Here is a 16,119-nt window from a genome sequence, read left to right as displayed (position 1 = left end):
GAGAGGGGTCTTCGCGGCCGCCGGGAGTTTGCCTCCGCGAACTACTGCTGCCTATTGAGGGGTCAGCCGGCATCTTGCCCGAAAGGGACGCTGCTTCACGACCGGCGTCCCCCTCTCCGTCCCGGCTTCGCCGGGCCACCTCTCCCCCGCGTTGCGGGGGCGAGGAACTGCCTCTCAGGCGACGAGATCGGGCACCGGCCCGACATAACGCGACTGCGGCCGGATGAGCCGCCCGGTCGCCTGCTGCTCGCGCGCGTGGGCGATCCAGCCGGCGACGCGGCCGGCGGCAAAGACGTTGGAGAACGCTTCCTCAGGGAAGCCCGCGCCTTCCAGCAGCAGCGCAGTGTAGAACTCGACATTGGTCTGGATCGAACGCTGCGGCTTGGCGACCCTGAGCACGTCGAGCGCCGCCTGCTCCACCTTTTCGGCGAAGGCCAGCCGGCTGCCCGTCTTCCCGCTACTCGTCTGGCTCCTGGCGCCAAGTCGCCGCACCACCGCCTTCAGCACGTCGGCGCGCGGATCGCGCACGCGGTAGATGCGATGGCCGAAGCCCATGATGCGCTCGCCGCGCGCGATCTCGTCGCGCAGCCAGGCGGCGGCGTCGCCGCTGGCCTCGATCGCGTCGAGCATCTCGATCACCGGCCCCGGCGCGCCGCCATGCAGCGGACCCTTGAGCGCGCCGAGCCCGGCCAGGATCGCCGAGGTCAAGCCGGCCTGCGTCGATGCCACAACCCGCGTCGCGAAGGTCGATGCGTTGAGCCCGTGGTCGCAGACCGTCACCAGATAGGTGTCGAGCGCCTTGCCAAGCGCCGGCGATGCGGTGCCGCCAAGCATTCTCAGCATATCGGCGGCATGATCGGCGCGGCCGTTCGGAGGAAGGGGCTTCTCGCCGCGGCCGAGCCGGAGCAGGGCCGGCGTGAGCACCGCCGGCGCCGCGATCAGCCGCAGCGCATCGGCAAGCCCATCGCCGTCGGGCAGCAGGGCGATGCCGGCGCGCATGGCGCTGTAGATGTCGAGCGGCGCGAGCTCCGTCAGCATCGGCTGCATCCGTTCGAAAACCTCGACGCGCGCATCGCCGATGGCTTTTTCCAGCTCGGCATCACCGGGAAGCTCGTCGAAGAAGCCGTCGAACAAGAGACGCACCACCTGGCCGTAACGCCAATGGCCGGCGAGTTCCGTCAGCGAATGGCCTCGGATGGTGAGATGGCCGCCTACGCCGTCGACATCGGAAAGCACCGTATCCGCCGCCACAACATCATCGAGCCCATTTGCCATGACTTGTCTCCTTGACCTTTTGTGCACTGCAATTAATGCTGCGCAATCAATGCATCAATCTTGATCAATAGAATCAATGTAGGGCGTGTGGACATGTCCGAATGGTTGACACGAGAGGAAGCGCTCACGCGGCTCAACGTGCGGCCGCAGACGCTTTATGCCTATGTCAGCCGCGGCCGCATCGGCATGCGGCCCGACGAAGTGGACCCGCGCCGCAGCCAGTATCGTGCCGACGACATTGCCGCGCTCGCCACCCGCCGAGCGCGCGGGCGCAGCCCGCAGGCGATTGCCGAGAGCGCCATCGCCTGGGGCGAGCCGGCCATCACCACCGCCATCTCGACGGTTCTGCATGGCCGCCTCGTCTATCGCGGCCAGGATGCCGCAGCACTTGCGGCGACGGCAACGCTTGAGCAAACCGCCGGCCTGTTATGGGCCTCCAGCGCTGCCGTATCCTTCGCTTCGCTGACCCCTTCGACCGCGCGGCAGAGCGGCGCTTCCACGGCATTTGCGAGACTCTCGGCGCTTGCGGCCGAAGGCCGGCCTTCGCTCGGACGCAGGCCGGCCATGCTGCAGCAGGACGGCGCCGCCGCCACCAGCGCGCTGGCCACGGCGCTCGGCGCGACGCCGGGCTCGGAGCCTGTGCATGCAAGGTTGGCGCAGGGTTGGTCAGTTGACGCCGCGGGCGCAAAACTCATCCGCAAGGCACTGGTGCTGCTTGCCGATCACGAGCTTAACGCCTCGACCTTTGCCACCCGCGTCGCCGCCTCCACAGGCGCGCCGGTCGCGGCTTGCCTGCTCGCCGGCCTGGCGACGCTTACCGGCCCGCGCCACGGCGGCGCCGGCGCCGCGGCGATCGCGCTTGTCGAGGACGCGGAACGGTTAGGGCCGGACGAGGCGATCGCGCGCTGGCTCGCCCACGACCGGCCGCTGCCCGGCTTCGGTCATCAGCTTTACCCCGAAGGCGATCCGCGCGCGGAAGCCTTGCTGCCCGATGTCGAGATCGATGACGCGCTCCTGCATCTGCGCGACGCCGTCGTTGCCGCGACCGGCATGCATCCGAATGTCGATTTCGCCCTGGCCGCGCTGACGCGCAGCCTGCGCCTCCCCGCCGACGCGCCCTTCCGCCTGTTCGCGCTCGGCCGCAGCGTCGGCTGGACGGCGCATGCCATCGAACAGGTGACGAGCAACAGGCCGATCAGGCCCCGCGCCCGTTATGACGGACCTGCCGAGAGAGGCTGACGAGCGCCTCTAGCGCAGACGACTGCGATTGGCGGAAACGTCTATCAAGTCGTCATCCCAGGGCGGAGCAAGGAGCGAAGCGACGCGCGCAGACCCTAGAATCCATGCCGTGACGCTAAGGCGTTGCAACGTTTACAGAATTCTACACCGCTGCGCTCTACGGCAACGGTCACGGAATGGATCCTCGGGTCAAGCCCGAGGATGACGAAGGGACGGGCGTTTGCGGCCAATCTCAAACGGTAGCGACTGCCACCAAACGAAGCCCGTCAGGACATCGTATCCAGCTTGCGCTGCATCGCCGCGATCTGCGCCTTCAATTCCTGCAGATCGTCGGATTTCTCTTCCTTCTTCGGCGGCTCGGCCGAGGCAGAGGAACTGTTTCCCGCCGACGGGAACGGCGTGAACATGCGCATCGCGTTCTGGAACATTTCCACGTTCCGGCGCGTCTGTTCCTCCAGCGCCTTCATCGGCGTCTTCATCATGTCGATCGGCGTCTTGCCGAAAGCGCCCTTGAGCTGCTCGCGGAAGCGCTCCTGCTCCTTGGAGAAGGCGATCATCGACTGTTCGAGGAAGCTCGGCACGATCATCTGCATCTGATCGCCGTAGAAGGAGATCAGCTGGCGAAGGAACGGGATCGGCAGCATGTTCTGCCCATCCTTGTTCTCCAGCTCGAAGATGATCTGTGTGAGCACCGGATGCGTGATGTCGTCGCCGGTCTTGGCGTCCTGCACGGTGAACTCCTCGCCCTTCTTGACCATCTCGGCCAGATCCTCGAGCGTGACATAGGTGCTGGTGCCGGTGTTGTAGAGCCGGCGGTTGGCATATTTCTTGATGACGATCGGGTCGTCTTTTGCGGCCATCCGTATCCTCCCCAGGATACCGGCGCGTTCAGAGTAAGCGGCCGGTAACGATTGCGCCATTTGTCGAGGATATGCGCAAAAGCGTCACAATTCCAAGTGGTTTGTGCAGTGCGGCATCATTTAATGCGGAATGAGCGGAGCAAATTGTGCCGCACGCTGATGGCTGCGCTGTCACGATAGGCGCCCGACCTGCTTGTCGCGCATGGCGGCCATGCCCATTTCCGGTTTGACTCGGGTTCCCTAACGGGCAAGAAAAGTCTTCAATGATCGCATAAAACACGACACCTCGAAGTCTGGAGAAGAAAATGTCCGCTTCCAATTCAATCGTCGTTGCCAGCGCCGCCCGCACAGCGGTCGGGTCCTTCAACGGCAGTTTCGCCGCGACGCCGGCACATGAGCTCGGCGCCGTGGTCATCAAGGAACTGCTAGCGCGGGCCGGCGTCGAGGCGGGCGAAGTCGACGAGGTCATCCTCGGCCAGGTGCTGACCGCCGCCCAGGGACAGAACCCAGCCCGCCAGGCCTCGATCAATGCCGGCCTGCCCAAGGAGACCACCGCCTGGGGCCTCAACCAGGTTTGCGGCTCGGGGCTGCGGGCAATCGCCCTCGGCATGCAGCAGATCGCCGCTGGCGATGCCAAGCTGATCGTCGCCGGCGGCCAGGAATCGATGTCGCTCTCGCCGCACGCCCAGCATCTGCGCGCCGGCGTCAAGATGGGCGACTACAAGATGATCGACACCATGATCAAGGACGGCCTCTGGGATGCCTTCAACGGCTACCACATGGGTAACACCGCCGAGAACGTCGCCCGTCAGTTCCAGATCACTCGCGACGACCAGGACGAGTTCGCGCTCGCCTCGCAAAACAAGGCCGAAGCGGCACAGAAGGCCGGCAAGTTCAAGGACGAGATCGTCGCCTTCACCATCAAGGGCAAGAAGGGCGACACCATCGTCGACCAGGACGAATATATCCGCCACGGCGCGACGCTGGACGCCATGACCAAGCTGAAGCCCGCCTTCGACAAGGACGGCACGGTCACCGCCGCCAATGCTTCAGGCATCAATGACGGCGCCGCCGGGGCGTTGCTGATGACCGAGGCCGAGGCCGCGCGTCGCGGCATCACCCCGCTGGTGCGCATCGCCTCCTGGGCGACCGCCGGCGTCGACCCGGCGATCATGGGCACTGGCCCGATCCCGGCCTCGAAGCGGGCGCTGGAGAAAGCCGGCTGGACGGTCAAGGACCTCGATCTCGTCGAGGCCAATGAGGCGTTCGCCGCGCAGGCCTGCGCCGTCAATAAGGGCATGGGCTGGGATCCCTCGATCGTCAACGTCAATGGCGGCGCTATCGCCATCGGCCATCCGATCGGCGCTTCCGGCGCCCGCGTCTTCAACACGCTGGTCCATGAAATGCGCCGCCGCGGCGCCAAGAAGGGCCTGGCGACGCTGTGCATTGGCGGTGGCATGGGCGTCGCCATGTGCGTCGAGGCGCTCTGAGATCAGCGAATAGCGAATAGGGAGTAGCGAATAGGGAAGAAAAGGCGCGTCGCGCGACGGGACGGCAGAACCCTACTCGCTATTCGCTACTCTCTATTCGCTTCAGTGACAAAAAGGGAGGAACCTCATGTCCAAGGTAGCAATCGTCACGGGCGGATCGCGCGGCATCGGCGCGGCGATATCGGTGGCGCTGAAGAGCGCCGGTTATTCGGTGGCCGCGAACTATGCCGGCAACGACGAAGCGGCGCAGAAATTCAAGGCCGAGACCGGCATCCCGGTCTACAAATGGTCGGTCGCCGACTACGACGCCTGCGCCGCCGGCATCAAACAGGTGGAGGCCGATCTCGGCCCGGTCTCGGTGCTGGTCAACAATGCCGGCATTACCCGCGACGCCATGTTTCACAAGATGACCCGCGAGCAGTGGAAGGAGGTTGTCGACACCAACCTCTCCGGCGTCTTCAACATGACGCATCCGCTGTGGAGCGGCATGCGCGACCGCAAGTTCGGCCGCGTCATCACCATCTCCTCGATCAACGGCCAGAAGGGCCAGGCCGGCCAGGTCAATTACTCCGCAGCCAAGGCCGGCGACATCGGCTTCTCGAAGGCGCTGGCCCAGGAGGGCGCACGCGCCGGCGTCACCGTCAACGTCATCTGCCCGGGCTATATCGCCACAGAGATGGTCAAGGCGATCGACGAGAAGGTGCTCAACGAGCGCATCATCCCGCAGATCCCGATCGGCCGTCTCGGCGAGCCGGAAGAGGTCGCGCGCTGCGTCGTCTTTCTGGCATCGGACGAGGCCGGTTTCATCACCGGCTCGACCATCAGCGCCAATGGCGGCCAATATTTCACCTGAGATCTTATTTCACCTGATGTTCTTCGACGGCAGGTGGCCCGGAGAAATCGGGCCACCTGTTTTTGTCTGCGCTCCCGGCGGGACGCGTGACGCATGCCTCAATTCGGCACGGAAAGGTTAATGGCCTCCCCGCGTCCTGTGCAGAACCCCACTTACAAGCTGTGAATTTTCGGTGCGCAAGCTGTGGACAACACCATATCTAGAGGTGAACAAAACGGGAAAGTTCGTAGATCGCTGATTCGTCGCCGATTCGTTCCGGCTTTGGCCGAAAAGTTAACGCGCGGAGCGGAAACGGCGTGGTAATGATTAAGGGGCGATTAGGAAAGATCAACCATTTCATAACTTTGGCGACCGCGCTCACGTAAGCCGCCACCGTTCGCCGGCAAAAGTTAACGGCCGTTCGAAGCGCGCCCGAGCAAGCATGAAACGGGCCAGTTCCGGGATTCAGCATGTGGTGAGACTCGGTGTCAAAAAATCCACATATAGCCGTGAACAAAACATGAATCATGCCGAGTCAGTGATTCGTCGCCGATTCGTTCCAGACTCGTTCCAACGGTTAATCGGCAGCAGATTTTGACCTTGCCCGTCGGCGCGCCATTTTTTCAGGGAACATTCCGCTTTCGCTTCGCGTCTGAAATCCCTATGTGTCGCCTGTCACACGCGGCGGCACCGCCGCGTTCCCGACAACAAGCGGCAGAAAGCGTCATTTCCCAGCCGATGAACATCCAGCCGAAACACACCCACCCGCTGATCCTTTCGGGCCGCGACGTGACGGCCGTGCTCGGCCCCACCAACACCGGCAAGACCCACCTCGCCATCGAGCGCATGGTGGCGCATGAGAGTGGCATCATCGGCCTGCCGCTCAGACTGCTTGCCCGCGAGGTTTACACGCGCGTCTGCGAGAAAGTCGGTGCCCACAAGGTGGCGCTCATCACCGGCGAAGAGAAGATCGTTCCGGCAGCTGCGAAATATTCTGTCTGCACCGTCGAGGCGATGCCGCGCGAGACCGATGCGGCCTTCGTCGCCATCGACGAGGTGCAGTTGGCCGGCGACCTGGAACGCGGCCACATCTTCACCGACCGCATCCTGCATTTGCGCGGCCGCCAGGAGACGCTGCTGCTCGGTGCCGCCACCATGCACGGCATCCTGCAGAAACTGCTGAAGGGCATCTCGGTGGTGACGCGGCCGCGGCTGTCGCATCTCGCCTATGCCGGCTCGAAGAAGCTCACCCGCCTGCCGCGGCGCACGGCGATCGTCGCCTTCTCCGCCGACGAGGTCTATGCCATCGCCGAGCTGATCCGCCGCCAGCAGGGTGGCGCGGCAGTCGTGCTCGGCGCGCTCTCGCCCCGCACCCGCAACGCCCAGGTGGAGATCTTCCAGTCGGGCGATGTCGATTATCTCGTCGCCACCGACGCCATCGGCATGGGGCTGAACCTCGATCTCGAGCACGTCGCCTTCGCCCAGAACCGCAAGTTCGACGGCTACCAGTACCGCAACCTGACCGCTGCTGAGCTCGGCCAGATCGCCGGCCGCGCCGGACGGCATCTGCGTGACGGTACCTTCGGGGTCACCGGTCAGGTCGATCCGCTCGACGAGGATCTGGTCAAGAAGATCGAGGGACACGACTTCGACCCGGTGAAGGTGCTGCAGTGGCGCACCGCCGATTTCGATTTCACCAGCCTCGATGCCCTGAAGCGCTCGATCGAGACCAACGCGCCGGTCGAAGGGCTGACCCGGGCATTGCCGGTGGTCGACGCCCAGGCGCTGGAACATCTGTCGCGCGACGAGGATATCCGCGCGCTTGCCAGCGGCAAGGAGCGCGTGGCGCTGCTTTGGGAAGCCTGCGCGCTGCCGGACTACCGCAAGATCGCGCCCGCGCAGCATGCCGACCTGATCGCCTCGATCTACATGGACCTTGCGCGCCATGGCCATGTCGATGAGAATTACATGGCCGAGCAGGTGCGGCGAGCCGACACGACGGATGGCGATATCGACACGCTGTCGCACCGGATCGCACAGATCCGCACCTGGACCTTCGTCTCCAACCGACCTGGTTGGCTGGCCGATCAGCTACACTGGCAGGAAAAGACGCGCGAAATCGAAGACAGATTGTCGGATGCGCTGCATGAGCGGTTGACGAAACGCTTCGTAGACCGCAGGACTTCCGTCCTCATGCGGCGCCTTAGAGAAAATACCATGCCTGAAGCCGAAATCAGCCCAACCGGAACCGTCCTCGTCGAAGGCCATCATGTCGGCGAGCTGCAGGGATTCCGCTTCACCGCCGACCAGAGCGCCGGCGGCGAGGATGCCAAGGCGGTGCGCACCGCCGCCCAGAAGGCGCTCAGCACGGAATTCGAGGCGCGCTCAGAGCGCTTTGCCGCCTGCGCCAACGGCGATCTGGCATTGGGCTCGGACGGCATATTGCGCTGGATTGGCGCACCGATCGGCACGCTGGTCGCCGGTGACGAGGCGCTGAAGCCGCGGCTTGTGCTGCTTGCCGACGAACAGCTCACTGGGCCGGCGCGAGACAAGGTCGCGGCGCGCGCCGAGCGTTTCGTCAATTTCCAGATTGAGTCGCTGCTCAAGCCGCTCATCGACTTGAAGAATGCCGAGCAGCTCACCGGCATCGCGCGTGGCATCGCCTTCCAGCTCGTCGAGCATTTCGGCCTCATCAACCGCCGTGACATCGCCGAGGAAATGAAGTCGCTCGACCAGGAAGGCCGCGCAGCCTTGCGGCGCCTTGGCGTGCGCTTCGGCGCCTACCACGTCTTCGTGCCGGCGCTGATCAAGCCGGCGCCGGCCGGGCTGGTGACGCTGCTCTGGGCGCTGAAGAACGAGGGCAAGGACAAGCCGGGCTTCGGCGACGTCGTCCATGCACTGGCGTCGGGCCGCACCTCGGTGGTCATCGACCCGGCCTTCGACAAGACCTTCTACAAACTCGCCGGCTACCGCAACCTCGGCCGCCGCGCCGTGCGTGTCGACATTTTGGAAAGGCTCGCCGATCTTATCCGCCCGGCGACCAACTGGAAGCCCGGCCTCGGTCAGCGCCCTGACGGCGCTTATGACGGCCACGCCTTCATGGTGACGCCGCCGATGATGTCGATCCTCGGCGCCACCGCCGACGACATGGAGGAGATCCTGAAAGGTCTCGGCTATCGCTCCGAGGCCAAGCCGGCCGCCGAGGTGAAGGCGAAGCTCGACGCGCTGGACGATGCCGCCCGCGAAGCGGCCGCGGCGAAGCTCGCCGCGGAAGAGGCGGCGCACGCCGCGCAGGCGACAGAGGCGCAAGCCGCGGCAACTGACACGGTTGCAGAGGCAACGGCCGAGGGTTCGGAGCCCGCTGCCGTCGAAGCTGAAGCCGTCGCGGAAGTGGCAGCGGAACCTGTCGCGGGAGAGCCGGCAGAAGTTCCGGCAGAGGTTACGGAAGAGGCTCCCGCTGTGGAAGACACCGCAGCGGTGGACATTACGGTAGCGCCCGAGTCGGCCGAAAGCGCCGACGCCCCTACCTCCCCCTCGATGGGGGAGGTCGCGGCGCGAAGCGACGCGGGTGGGGGTGACGGCGCCGACGATGTAGACGGCACCAACACCGCTGGCGCCGGCGCTCCCCCCACCCCGGCGCTACGCGCCGACCCTCCCCACGAGGGGGAGGGTAAGGCTGGCGAAACCCCGGCCGAAGCTGAAGAACCGAAGCCTGTCCTTCTGTGGCGCCAGGCGCGTTTCGACCATCAGCGTCCGCGCCATCGCCACGACAATCGCCCGCGCGGTGGCCAGCCCGCACGCGAGGCAGGCGCCGGAGGCGGCCAGCAGCCCGGCGACAAGCCGACGCATGAGGGCCGCCGCGACGGCGCCGGCAAACCGCGCTTCGACCGCTCGAAATTCAAGCCGAGGCCGGAAACCGGCGACCGGCGCGAAGGCGGCGAACGTCGCGAAGGCCGGCCGCAGGGCGAGCGCCCTGATCGCCGCGAGGGGCGGCCGGACTGGAAGGGCAACAGGCAGGGCGGCAAAGGGAATGCCGCAGGCGACAACAAGCCGGCCTTCCAGGGCAAGCCACGCGAGGAGCGTCCGCAGCGCTTCGACCCGGATTCGCCCTTCGCCAAGCTCGCCGCCTTGCGCGACCAGCTGAAGAAATAACCTCGGCCGGTGCAATGGTTGGAGAAGGACGCCAGCGCATCGACAAATGGCTGTTCTTCTCGCGCGCGGTGAAATCGCGCTCCCTGGCGGCGAAGCTCGTCATTGCAGGACGCGTCCGCATCAATCGCGACAAAGCAGCGCAGGCCTCGGATCTGGTCAAGGCCGGCGATGTCCTGACCATCACGCTCGACCGCCGTATCATGGTCTGGAAAGTGCTTGGACCAGGAACCCGGCGCGGCCCGGCGGAGGAGGCGCGGCTGCTTTACGAGGATATGTCGCCCCCACCCACGCCCAAGGGTGAGGCCGTTCCCGACGCCATTCCGGCGCTGCGCGAGGCCGGCAGCGGCCGTCCGACCAAGCGGGAGCGCCGGCAAACCGACCGCCTGCTCGGCGAGGACTAAGCATGTCTCCCGAAAGTGGAAACCGGTTTCGGGACAAAGACATGCGTAAATTCAAAACTAAAGCGCAGGGAGCGAATCTGAAAGATCGCGACGCGCTTTAGAAGATACGACCGAACCACGCCGCGGCAACCGGTTGGAATTCTGTTCCGCAACGCCGGCTCCGGCGGCAAGCCCTGCCCTTGCCAGCGACGGGCAAAGGCGTTACCTCACCCTGAAAAGCCCAGCAAATACGGGACGTCCCGGAGCCTGCGATGACCTATGTCGTGACCGACAATTGCATAAAATGCAAATACATGGACTGCATCGAGGTCTGTCCGGTCGACTGTTTCTACGAAGGCGAGAACATGCTCGTCATTCATCCTGACGAGTGCATCGACTGCGGCGTCTGCGAGCCGGAATGCCCGGCCGACGCGATCAAGCCGGACACCGAGTCCGGCCTCGACAAATGGTTGCAGGTCAATTCCGAATACGCCGAGAAATGGCCTAACATCACCGCCAAGAAAGAGCCGCCGGCGGACGCCAAGACCTTCGACGGCGAGACCGGGAAGTTCGAGAAATATTTCTCGCCCGAGCCCGGCGAAGGCGACTGACAGCCGGGCCGGCCGGAGCGGCATGACGCAAGGTAACGGGCCCGATACAATTGCTGTCTTGACAGGCAGCGATGCCTCTTGTCGTTAGCGAATGCAGCAAAACCTTGATTCTTCCGACTTTTTGTGCTACATGAGCGAAACATGCCGGTGACACAACGTCGATTTATGGCGCTAACGCCCCAAATCACTGAAAGGTGAGCTTCTCAATCCGGACCAGAGCGATCTGGGGCAGGCGGGCGGGCGCATTCGTGCGGTTTGCCAGTCTCGGCCTAGCCGGTGGGTTCATCATGTTGCGCGGCTGACGGTCGGCGTTCGCCGATCGCGTGGGTTTCAGCCGGCGCCGCCATGCCGGCGCTACAACTAAGGAGTTCAGGGCGTAATGGCAACGATCACCCCGCAGAAGAAGTCCACCGCAGCCCGTCACGGGTTCAAGACCGGCGAATTCATCGTCTATCCGGCGCATGGCGTCGGCCAGATCGTGGCGATCGACGAGCAGGAAGTCGCAGGTCACAAGCTGGAACTGTTCGTCATCGACTTCCAGAAGGACAAGATGCGGCTCAAGGTGCCGGTCGCCAAGGCGACCTCGATCGGCATGCGCAAGCTGTCGGAAGAGGACTATGTCGATCGCGCGCTGAAGGTTGTGCAGGGCCGCGCCCGGATCAAGCGCACCATGTGGTCGCGCCGCGCGCAGGAATATGATGCCAAGATCAATTCCGGCGACCTGATCTCTATCTCGGAAGTGGTGCGCGACCTCTATCGCGCCGATAACCAGCCGGAGCAGTCCTATTCCGAGCGCCAGCTTTACGAAGCCGCGCTCGATCGCATGGCCCGCGAGATTGCCGCCGTCAACCGCATGTCGGAGACCGAGGCGGTACGCCTCATCGAGGTCAATCTCAACAAGGGCCCGAAGCGCGGCGCCAAGGCCGACAACGAGGAAGCCGAGCAGGAAGAAGCTGCCTGAGCTTTTTCGCTTTCCGAATACGGAAAAACCCGGCCTCGCGCCGGGTTTTTTGTTTCTAGGACATTCCTACCCCCCTCTTGGCGGGCAGGCCAATCGCATGTGGCACCGCCAGCCCCCCACTCCGGCCGCTGCGCGGCCACCTCTCCCCCATGTTCATGGCCGGTTGGCGTTTCCTCTCCCTCCACGAATGTGGGGGAGAGGTGGCTCGGCGAAGCCGAGACGGAGTGGGGGAGCGCCATATGCGATTACCATGCCGTTCACGGGGAGGCTCGCTGCGAAGCAGCGGGCGGGGTGCCGCGCCGACCCCCACCCGGACCTTCGGTCCGACGTCCCCCACAAAGTGCAAGTAGGAGCTTCAGCCGCGCGTTTCCTTCTGCGCCTCCTCCTGCCGCAGCGAGGCAATGAAACGTTTGGTCCGCTCGCGCTCCGGATTGTCGAACACGACGGAGGCCGGGCCCTTTTCGACAATCGAGCCCGCATCGAGGAACACCACTTCCTGCGCGATCTTGGAAGCAAGCCGCAGATCATGCGTGGCCATCACCATGGTGGTGCCTTCGCGGGCCAGCTGCCCCAGCACGTCGACCACTTCCTGCGCCAGTTCCGGATCGAGCGCCGAGGTCGGCTCGTCGCAAAGCAGCACGCGCGGCGACGGCGCCAGCGCCCGCGCGATCGCCACCCGCTGCTGCTGGCCGCCCGACAATGTCGCCGGCCAGGCATCGACCTTGTGCGCCATGCCGACCTTTTCGAGCAGCGCCATCGCCCGCTCGCGCGCCCTTGTCTCGGACCACTTCAGCACCGTGATCAGTCCTTCCATGACATTCTCGATCGCGGTCCGGTGCGGAAAAAGCTGGAAATTCTGGAACACCATGCCGGTCTGCAGGCGCACGCGCTGCACATCCGCCGCCGGCACCTTGCCGCCCGGTCGGAACGCGAGCGTCTCGTCGCCGATGCGCAAGATGCCGGAGGTCGGGATCTCCAACAGGTTGATGCAGCGCAAAAGCGTGCTTTTCCCCCCGCCCGAGGGGCCGACCAGCGCTGTGACGCTGCCCTCGTCGATGCTGACGGTGACGCCCTTCAGGACAAGGTTGTCGCCAAAACGCTTCTCGATGTCGGTGAGGCCGATCATGCGTTGGCCTCCAGGAAGCCGCCATAGCGGTTGAGCCGCACCTCCAGCCGCGCCTGCAGCGCCGACAGCACCGAGCTCATTGCCAGATAGAGCGCCGCCGCCTCGACATAGAGGATCAGCGGCTCATACGTGGTGGCGACGATGCGCTGCGCTGCCTGGAACATCTCCGGCACCGTTATTGCCGCCGCGAGCGAGGTGTCCTTGACCAGCGAGATGAAGGTGTTGGAAAGCGGCGGCACCGCGACGCGGCCTGCTTGCGGCAGAATGGTGCGCCGCATCGCCTGGCTCCAGGTCATGCCGATCGAGTAGGACGCCTCCCACTGCCCCTTCGGCACCGAGCCGATGACGGCGCGGATGATCTCCGAGGAGTAGGCGCCGATGTTGAGCGTGAAGCCGATCAGCGCCGCGGGAAAGGCATCGAGCAGGATGCCGACCGACGGCAGGCCGTAGAAGATCAGGAAGAGCTGCACCAAGAGCGGCGTGCCGCGGAAAATCCAGATATAGAAACGAGCCAGCGCGACCAGCGGCTTGGGGCCGAACAGCCGGATCAGCGCCGTGACCAGCCCGGCAATGAGCCCAAGCGCGAAGGACAGCAGCGTCAGCGGCACTGTGAAGATCAGCGCCGCCCACAGCAGTGTCGGCAGCGATTCCAGCATCAGTTGCAACCAGTGCGGCACGGAGCCTTCTCCTTTCCGGATGCTGCGACCACCTCCGGCCGGCATATCATGCAAAAACCGGCGGGCCGTCAAAGACGGCCCGCCGGAATTCAAAACGAAGAAGACTGGCTTACTGCGAAACGTCCTGGCCGAAATAAGTGTCGGCGATCTTCTCGTAGGTGCCGTCGGCCTTGATGTCGGCCAGCGCCTTGTTGATCGCGGCGACCAGTTCCGGATCGCCCTTGCGCACGATGACGCCGGAATAGTCGGCGTTCTCTTCCTGCGCGGCGATCTTCACATTGGCGTCCGGCTTGTGCTTCTTGAAGTCGAGGAAGGACAGGCTGTCGTTGATGGTGGCGTCGGCGCGGCCGGTGAGCAGCAGCTGGATCGACTGGTCAAAGCCGTCGGTGCCGACCAGCTCGGCGCCGTTGGTTTCGGCGAGCTTGCCGAAATTGGACGTCAGCGACTGCGCCGCCTTCTTGCCCTTGAGGTCGGCGAAGGTCTTGATGTCGCTGTCGTCGCCGCGCACGATCAACACCGCCTTGGAAGCGATGTAGGGATCGGAGAAATCATACTTGGTCTTGCGGGCGTCGGTGATGCCGACCTCGTTGATGACGGCGTCGTAGCGATTGGCATCAAGACCGGCGATCAGGCCGTCCCACTTGCCTTCGAGGAACTGGACCTTGACGCCGAGCTTCTCGGCGATCGCCTTGGCGATCTCGACGTCGAAGCCGACCAGCGCGCCGGATTCGTCATGATAGGTGAAGGGCGCGTAGGTGCCTTCCGTACCGACCTTGATGACGCCTGCCTGCTTGATCTGGTCGAGATTGGCGCCGGCATGGCCGGCGGTAATCGCCAGAACCTGCAGGATTCCGGCGACGAAAAGCGATTTGAGCCATTTCATTTTTCTGTGATCCCGTTTTGACCGGTGCCCCGGCGCATTGTGAGAGCCGCAAACTGGCAGATAGATGTCCACGAAATAAGGAACCAGATTTCAAAAATTGGCTCGGCCAGAAATCTGATCCTCAAAATCAATGCAAATCGCGGCCGGAAAACGTGCCGGGCCGATAGCAAAATCGCGCCCCGCACACCGGACGTGCGCCTCCGCCGCAACGGAACCATCCATGCGCCTGATACGTTGCAGGCTGTTGTAGGGCGCGGCAGCGTCTTTTCAACCGTCATCAGCGCAACGACCGCCAAGAGGAGCCGGCATGATCGAGGACGTGGCAGGACGGACACTGGTCCGGGCGGCGATGAAGGCTCCTTATCTTGAGCGCGAGGAGGAGCATCTCCTGGCAATACGCTGGAAGGAAAAGAACGACCAGGACGCGCTGCACCTGATCACCGTCGCCCATATGCGCCTGGTGATTTCCATGGCGTCGAAATTCCGCCATTACGGCCTGCCTCTCGGCGATCTGATCCAGGAAGGCCATGTCGGCCTGCTGGAAGCGGCAGCCCGCTTCGAGCCTGCGCGCGAGGTGCGCTTCTCGACCTACGCTACCTGGTGGATCCGCGCCTCGATGCAGGACTACATCCTGCGCAACTGGTCGATCGTGCGCGGCGGCACGAGTTCGGCGCAGAAGGCGCTGTTCTTCAATCTGAGGCGGTTGCGCGCGCGGCTCGCCAATGGCGCCGAACCGATCTCCAATGCCTCGCTCTACCGCGAGGTCTCGGCCGCGCTCGGCGTGCCGGAAGCCGACGTGGCGATGATGGATTCGCGCCTTTCCGCCCCCGACAGCTCGCTCAACACCCCTTTAGCCGACGAGAATGGCGCCGCCGAGCGGATGGATTTCCTGGTCTCGGAGGATCCGCTTCCCGACGAGGTGGTCGGCGAAACGATCGACATCGAGCGTCGCGCGGTCTGGCTGAAAAGCGCGCTCGGCGCGCTCAATGCCCGCGAGCTCCGCATTATCGAGGAGCGCCGGCTGAGCGACGACGGCGCCACCCTGGAATCGCTCGGCGAGGCGCTCGGCATCTCCAAGGAACGCGTCCGCCAGATCGAAGCGCGGGCCATGGAAAAACTGCGGGCGGCGCTGGTCAAGCAGAACCCGGAATTCCTGGCCGAGGCCGCCTGAATAGCAATTCAGGGTTGCAAATATAAAACATTACTAAATAAGAATGTATTGCCATCGCGGCAGCTTTATTCTTTCCTCGTCTGCGGATTGTGAACTCATTAACAGACCTGCACACCGTTGCCGTCTTTTGTGAGTCAACCGACACCAGCGGATGGGGATTTACGATGCTGCGATGCTGCGCGCTCCTTGCAGCCTTGATCCTCGTGAGCTTCACAGCCTTCGAAGCTCACGCCGATCGAAGGGTTGCCCTTGTCATCGGCAATTCCGAATATCGCGACATCCCGGCCCTCAACAACCCGGACAAGGATGCCGAGGATGTCTCTAAGACATTCCGGCTGGCCGGCTTCGACGTGTTCGTTGCCAAGGACGTGACGAAGCTCCAATTCGAGGAGCAATTCCGCAACTATCTTGCGGCGGCGGACGGCGCCGATCTCGCGGTCGTCTACTATTCGGGCCACGGCT

The 16,119-nt window shown here is 64.2% G+C and carries 14 protein-coding genes; 9 read left to right on the top strand and 5 right to left on the bottom strand.

The annotated features are described in order from the left end of the window. Positions 1-174 precede the first annotated feature (174 nt). Positions 175-1,275, bottom strand: a complete 1,101-nt coding sequence (locus RFM40_RS04065; RefSeq protein WP_320230146.1) for a citrate synthase/methylcitrate synthase — start codon at positions 1,273-1,275, stop codon at positions 175-177. A gap of 93 nt (positions 1,276-1,368) precedes the next feature. On the opposite strand from RFM40_RS04065, the gene RFM40_RS04060 reads away from it, so the two are divergent. Beyond that, a complete protein-coding gene (locus tag RFM40_RS04060; RefSeq protein ID WP_320230145.1) occupies positions 1,369-2,514 on the top strand; it encodes a citrate synthase in 1,146 nt (381 codons plus the stop codon). A gap of 266 nt (positions 2,515-2,780) precedes the next feature. Here RFM40_RS04060 and phaR read toward each other — a convergent pair whose 3' ends face one another. Beyond that, on the bottom strand, positions 2,781-3,374 hold the full coding sequence (gene phaR, locus RFM40_RS04055; protein WP_320227656.1) for a polyhydroxyalkanoate synthesis repressor PhaR: 594 nt from the start codon (positions 3,372-3,374) through the stop codon (positions 2,781-2,783). Between the two features lie 305 nt (positions 3,375-3,679). On the opposite strand from phaR, the gene RFM40_RS04050 reads away from it, so the two are divergent. The 6 genes from RFM40_RS04050 (at position 3,680) to RFM40_RS04025 (ending at position 11,800) form a co-directional block, all read left to right on the top strand. Next, positions 3,680-4,864, top strand: a complete 1,185-nt coding sequence (locus tag RFM40_RS04050) for an acetyl-CoA C-acetyltransferase (RefSeq protein WP_320227655.1) — start codon at positions 3,680-3,682, stop codon at positions 4,862-4,864. 127 nt (positions 4,865-4,991) lie between these two features. Beyond that, positions 4,992-5,717, top strand: a complete 726-nt coding sequence (gene phbB / locus RFM40_RS04045) for an acetoacetyl-CoA reductase (protein ID WP_320227654.1) — start codon at positions 4,992-4,994, stop codon at positions 5,715-5,717. Between the two features lie 717 nt (positions 5,718-6,434). Beyond that, positions 6,435-9,848 (top strand): helicase-related protein, encoded by a 3,414-nt coding sequence (locus RFM40_RS04040; protein WP_320277167.1) that lies wholly within the window; start codon positions 6,435-6,437, stop codon positions 9,846-9,848. A 14-nt stretch (positions 9,849-9,862) separates the two neighbouring features. Then, complete coding sequence (locus RFM40_RS04035) at positions 9,863-10,249, top strand: RNA-binding S4 domain-containing protein (RefSeq protein WP_320272501.1); 387 nt, start codon at positions 9,863-9,865, stop codon at positions 10,247-10,249. Between the two features lie 251 nt (positions 10,250-10,500). After that, positions 10,501-10,839: a ferredoxin FdxA gene (gene fdxA, locus RFM40_RS04030; RefSeq protein WP_059189985.1), complete on the top strand. Its 339-nt coding sequence runs from the start codon at positions 10,501-10,503 to the stop codon at positions 10,837-10,839. 379 nt (positions 10,840-11,218) lie between these two features. After that, positions 11,219-11,800: a CarD family transcriptional regulator gene (locus RFM40_RS04025; RefSeq protein WP_040974338.1), complete on the top strand. Its 582-nt coding sequence runs from the start codon at positions 11,219-11,221 to the stop codon at positions 11,798-11,800. Between the two features lie 355 nt (positions 11,801-12,155). Here RFM40_RS04025 and RFM40_RS04020 read toward each other — a convergent pair whose 3' ends face one another. The 3 genes from RFM40_RS04020 to RFM40_RS04010 form a co-directional block, all read right to left on the bottom strand. Then, positions 12,156-12,926, bottom strand: coding sequence for an amino acid ABC transporter ATP-binding protein (locus tag RFM40_RS04020; RefSeq protein ID WP_320227652.1), 771 nt, complete (start codon positions 12,924-12,926; stop codon positions 12,156-12,158). Then, complete coding sequence (locus tag RFM40_RS04015; protein WP_320227651.1) at positions 12,923-13,603, bottom strand: amino acid ABC transporter permease; 681 nt, start codon at positions 13,601-13,603, stop codon at positions 12,923-12,925. Before RFM40_RS04015 ends, RFM40_RS04020 begins: the two co-directional genes overlap by 4 nt. 109 nt (positions 13,604-13,712) lie before the next feature. Next, a complete protein-coding gene (locus RFM40_RS04010; protein WP_320277166.1) occupies positions 13,713-14,486 on the bottom strand; it encodes an amino acid ABC transporter substrate-binding protein in 774 nt (257 codons plus the stop codon). 307 nt (positions 14,487-14,793) lie between these two features. Here RFM40_RS04010 and RFM40_RS04005 point away from each other — a divergent pair, with 307 nt between their 5' ends. Beyond that, positions 14,794-15,657: an RNA polymerase factor sigma-32 gene (locus RFM40_RS04005; RefSeq protein ID WP_126097473.1), complete on the top strand. Its 864-nt coding sequence runs from the start codon at positions 14,794-14,796 to the stop codon at positions 15,655-15,657. 164 nt (positions 15,658-15,821) lie between these two features. Continuing rightward, positions 15,822-16,119, top strand: a 298-nt coding sequence (locus RFM40_RS04000; RefSeq protein WP_320277165.1) for a caspase family protein, incomplete at its 3' end; no start/stop codon positions are given.

Origin of the sequence: Mesorhizobium captivum (assembly GCF_033977165.1) — a bacterium.
Lineage (GTDB): Bacteria > Pseudomonadota > Alphaproteobacteria > Rhizobiales > Rhizobiaceae > Mesorhizobium > Mesorhizobium captivum.
The sequence above is the reverse complement of the archived record's forward strand: the minus strand, read 5'-3'. Positions and strand labels throughout refer to the sequence as shown.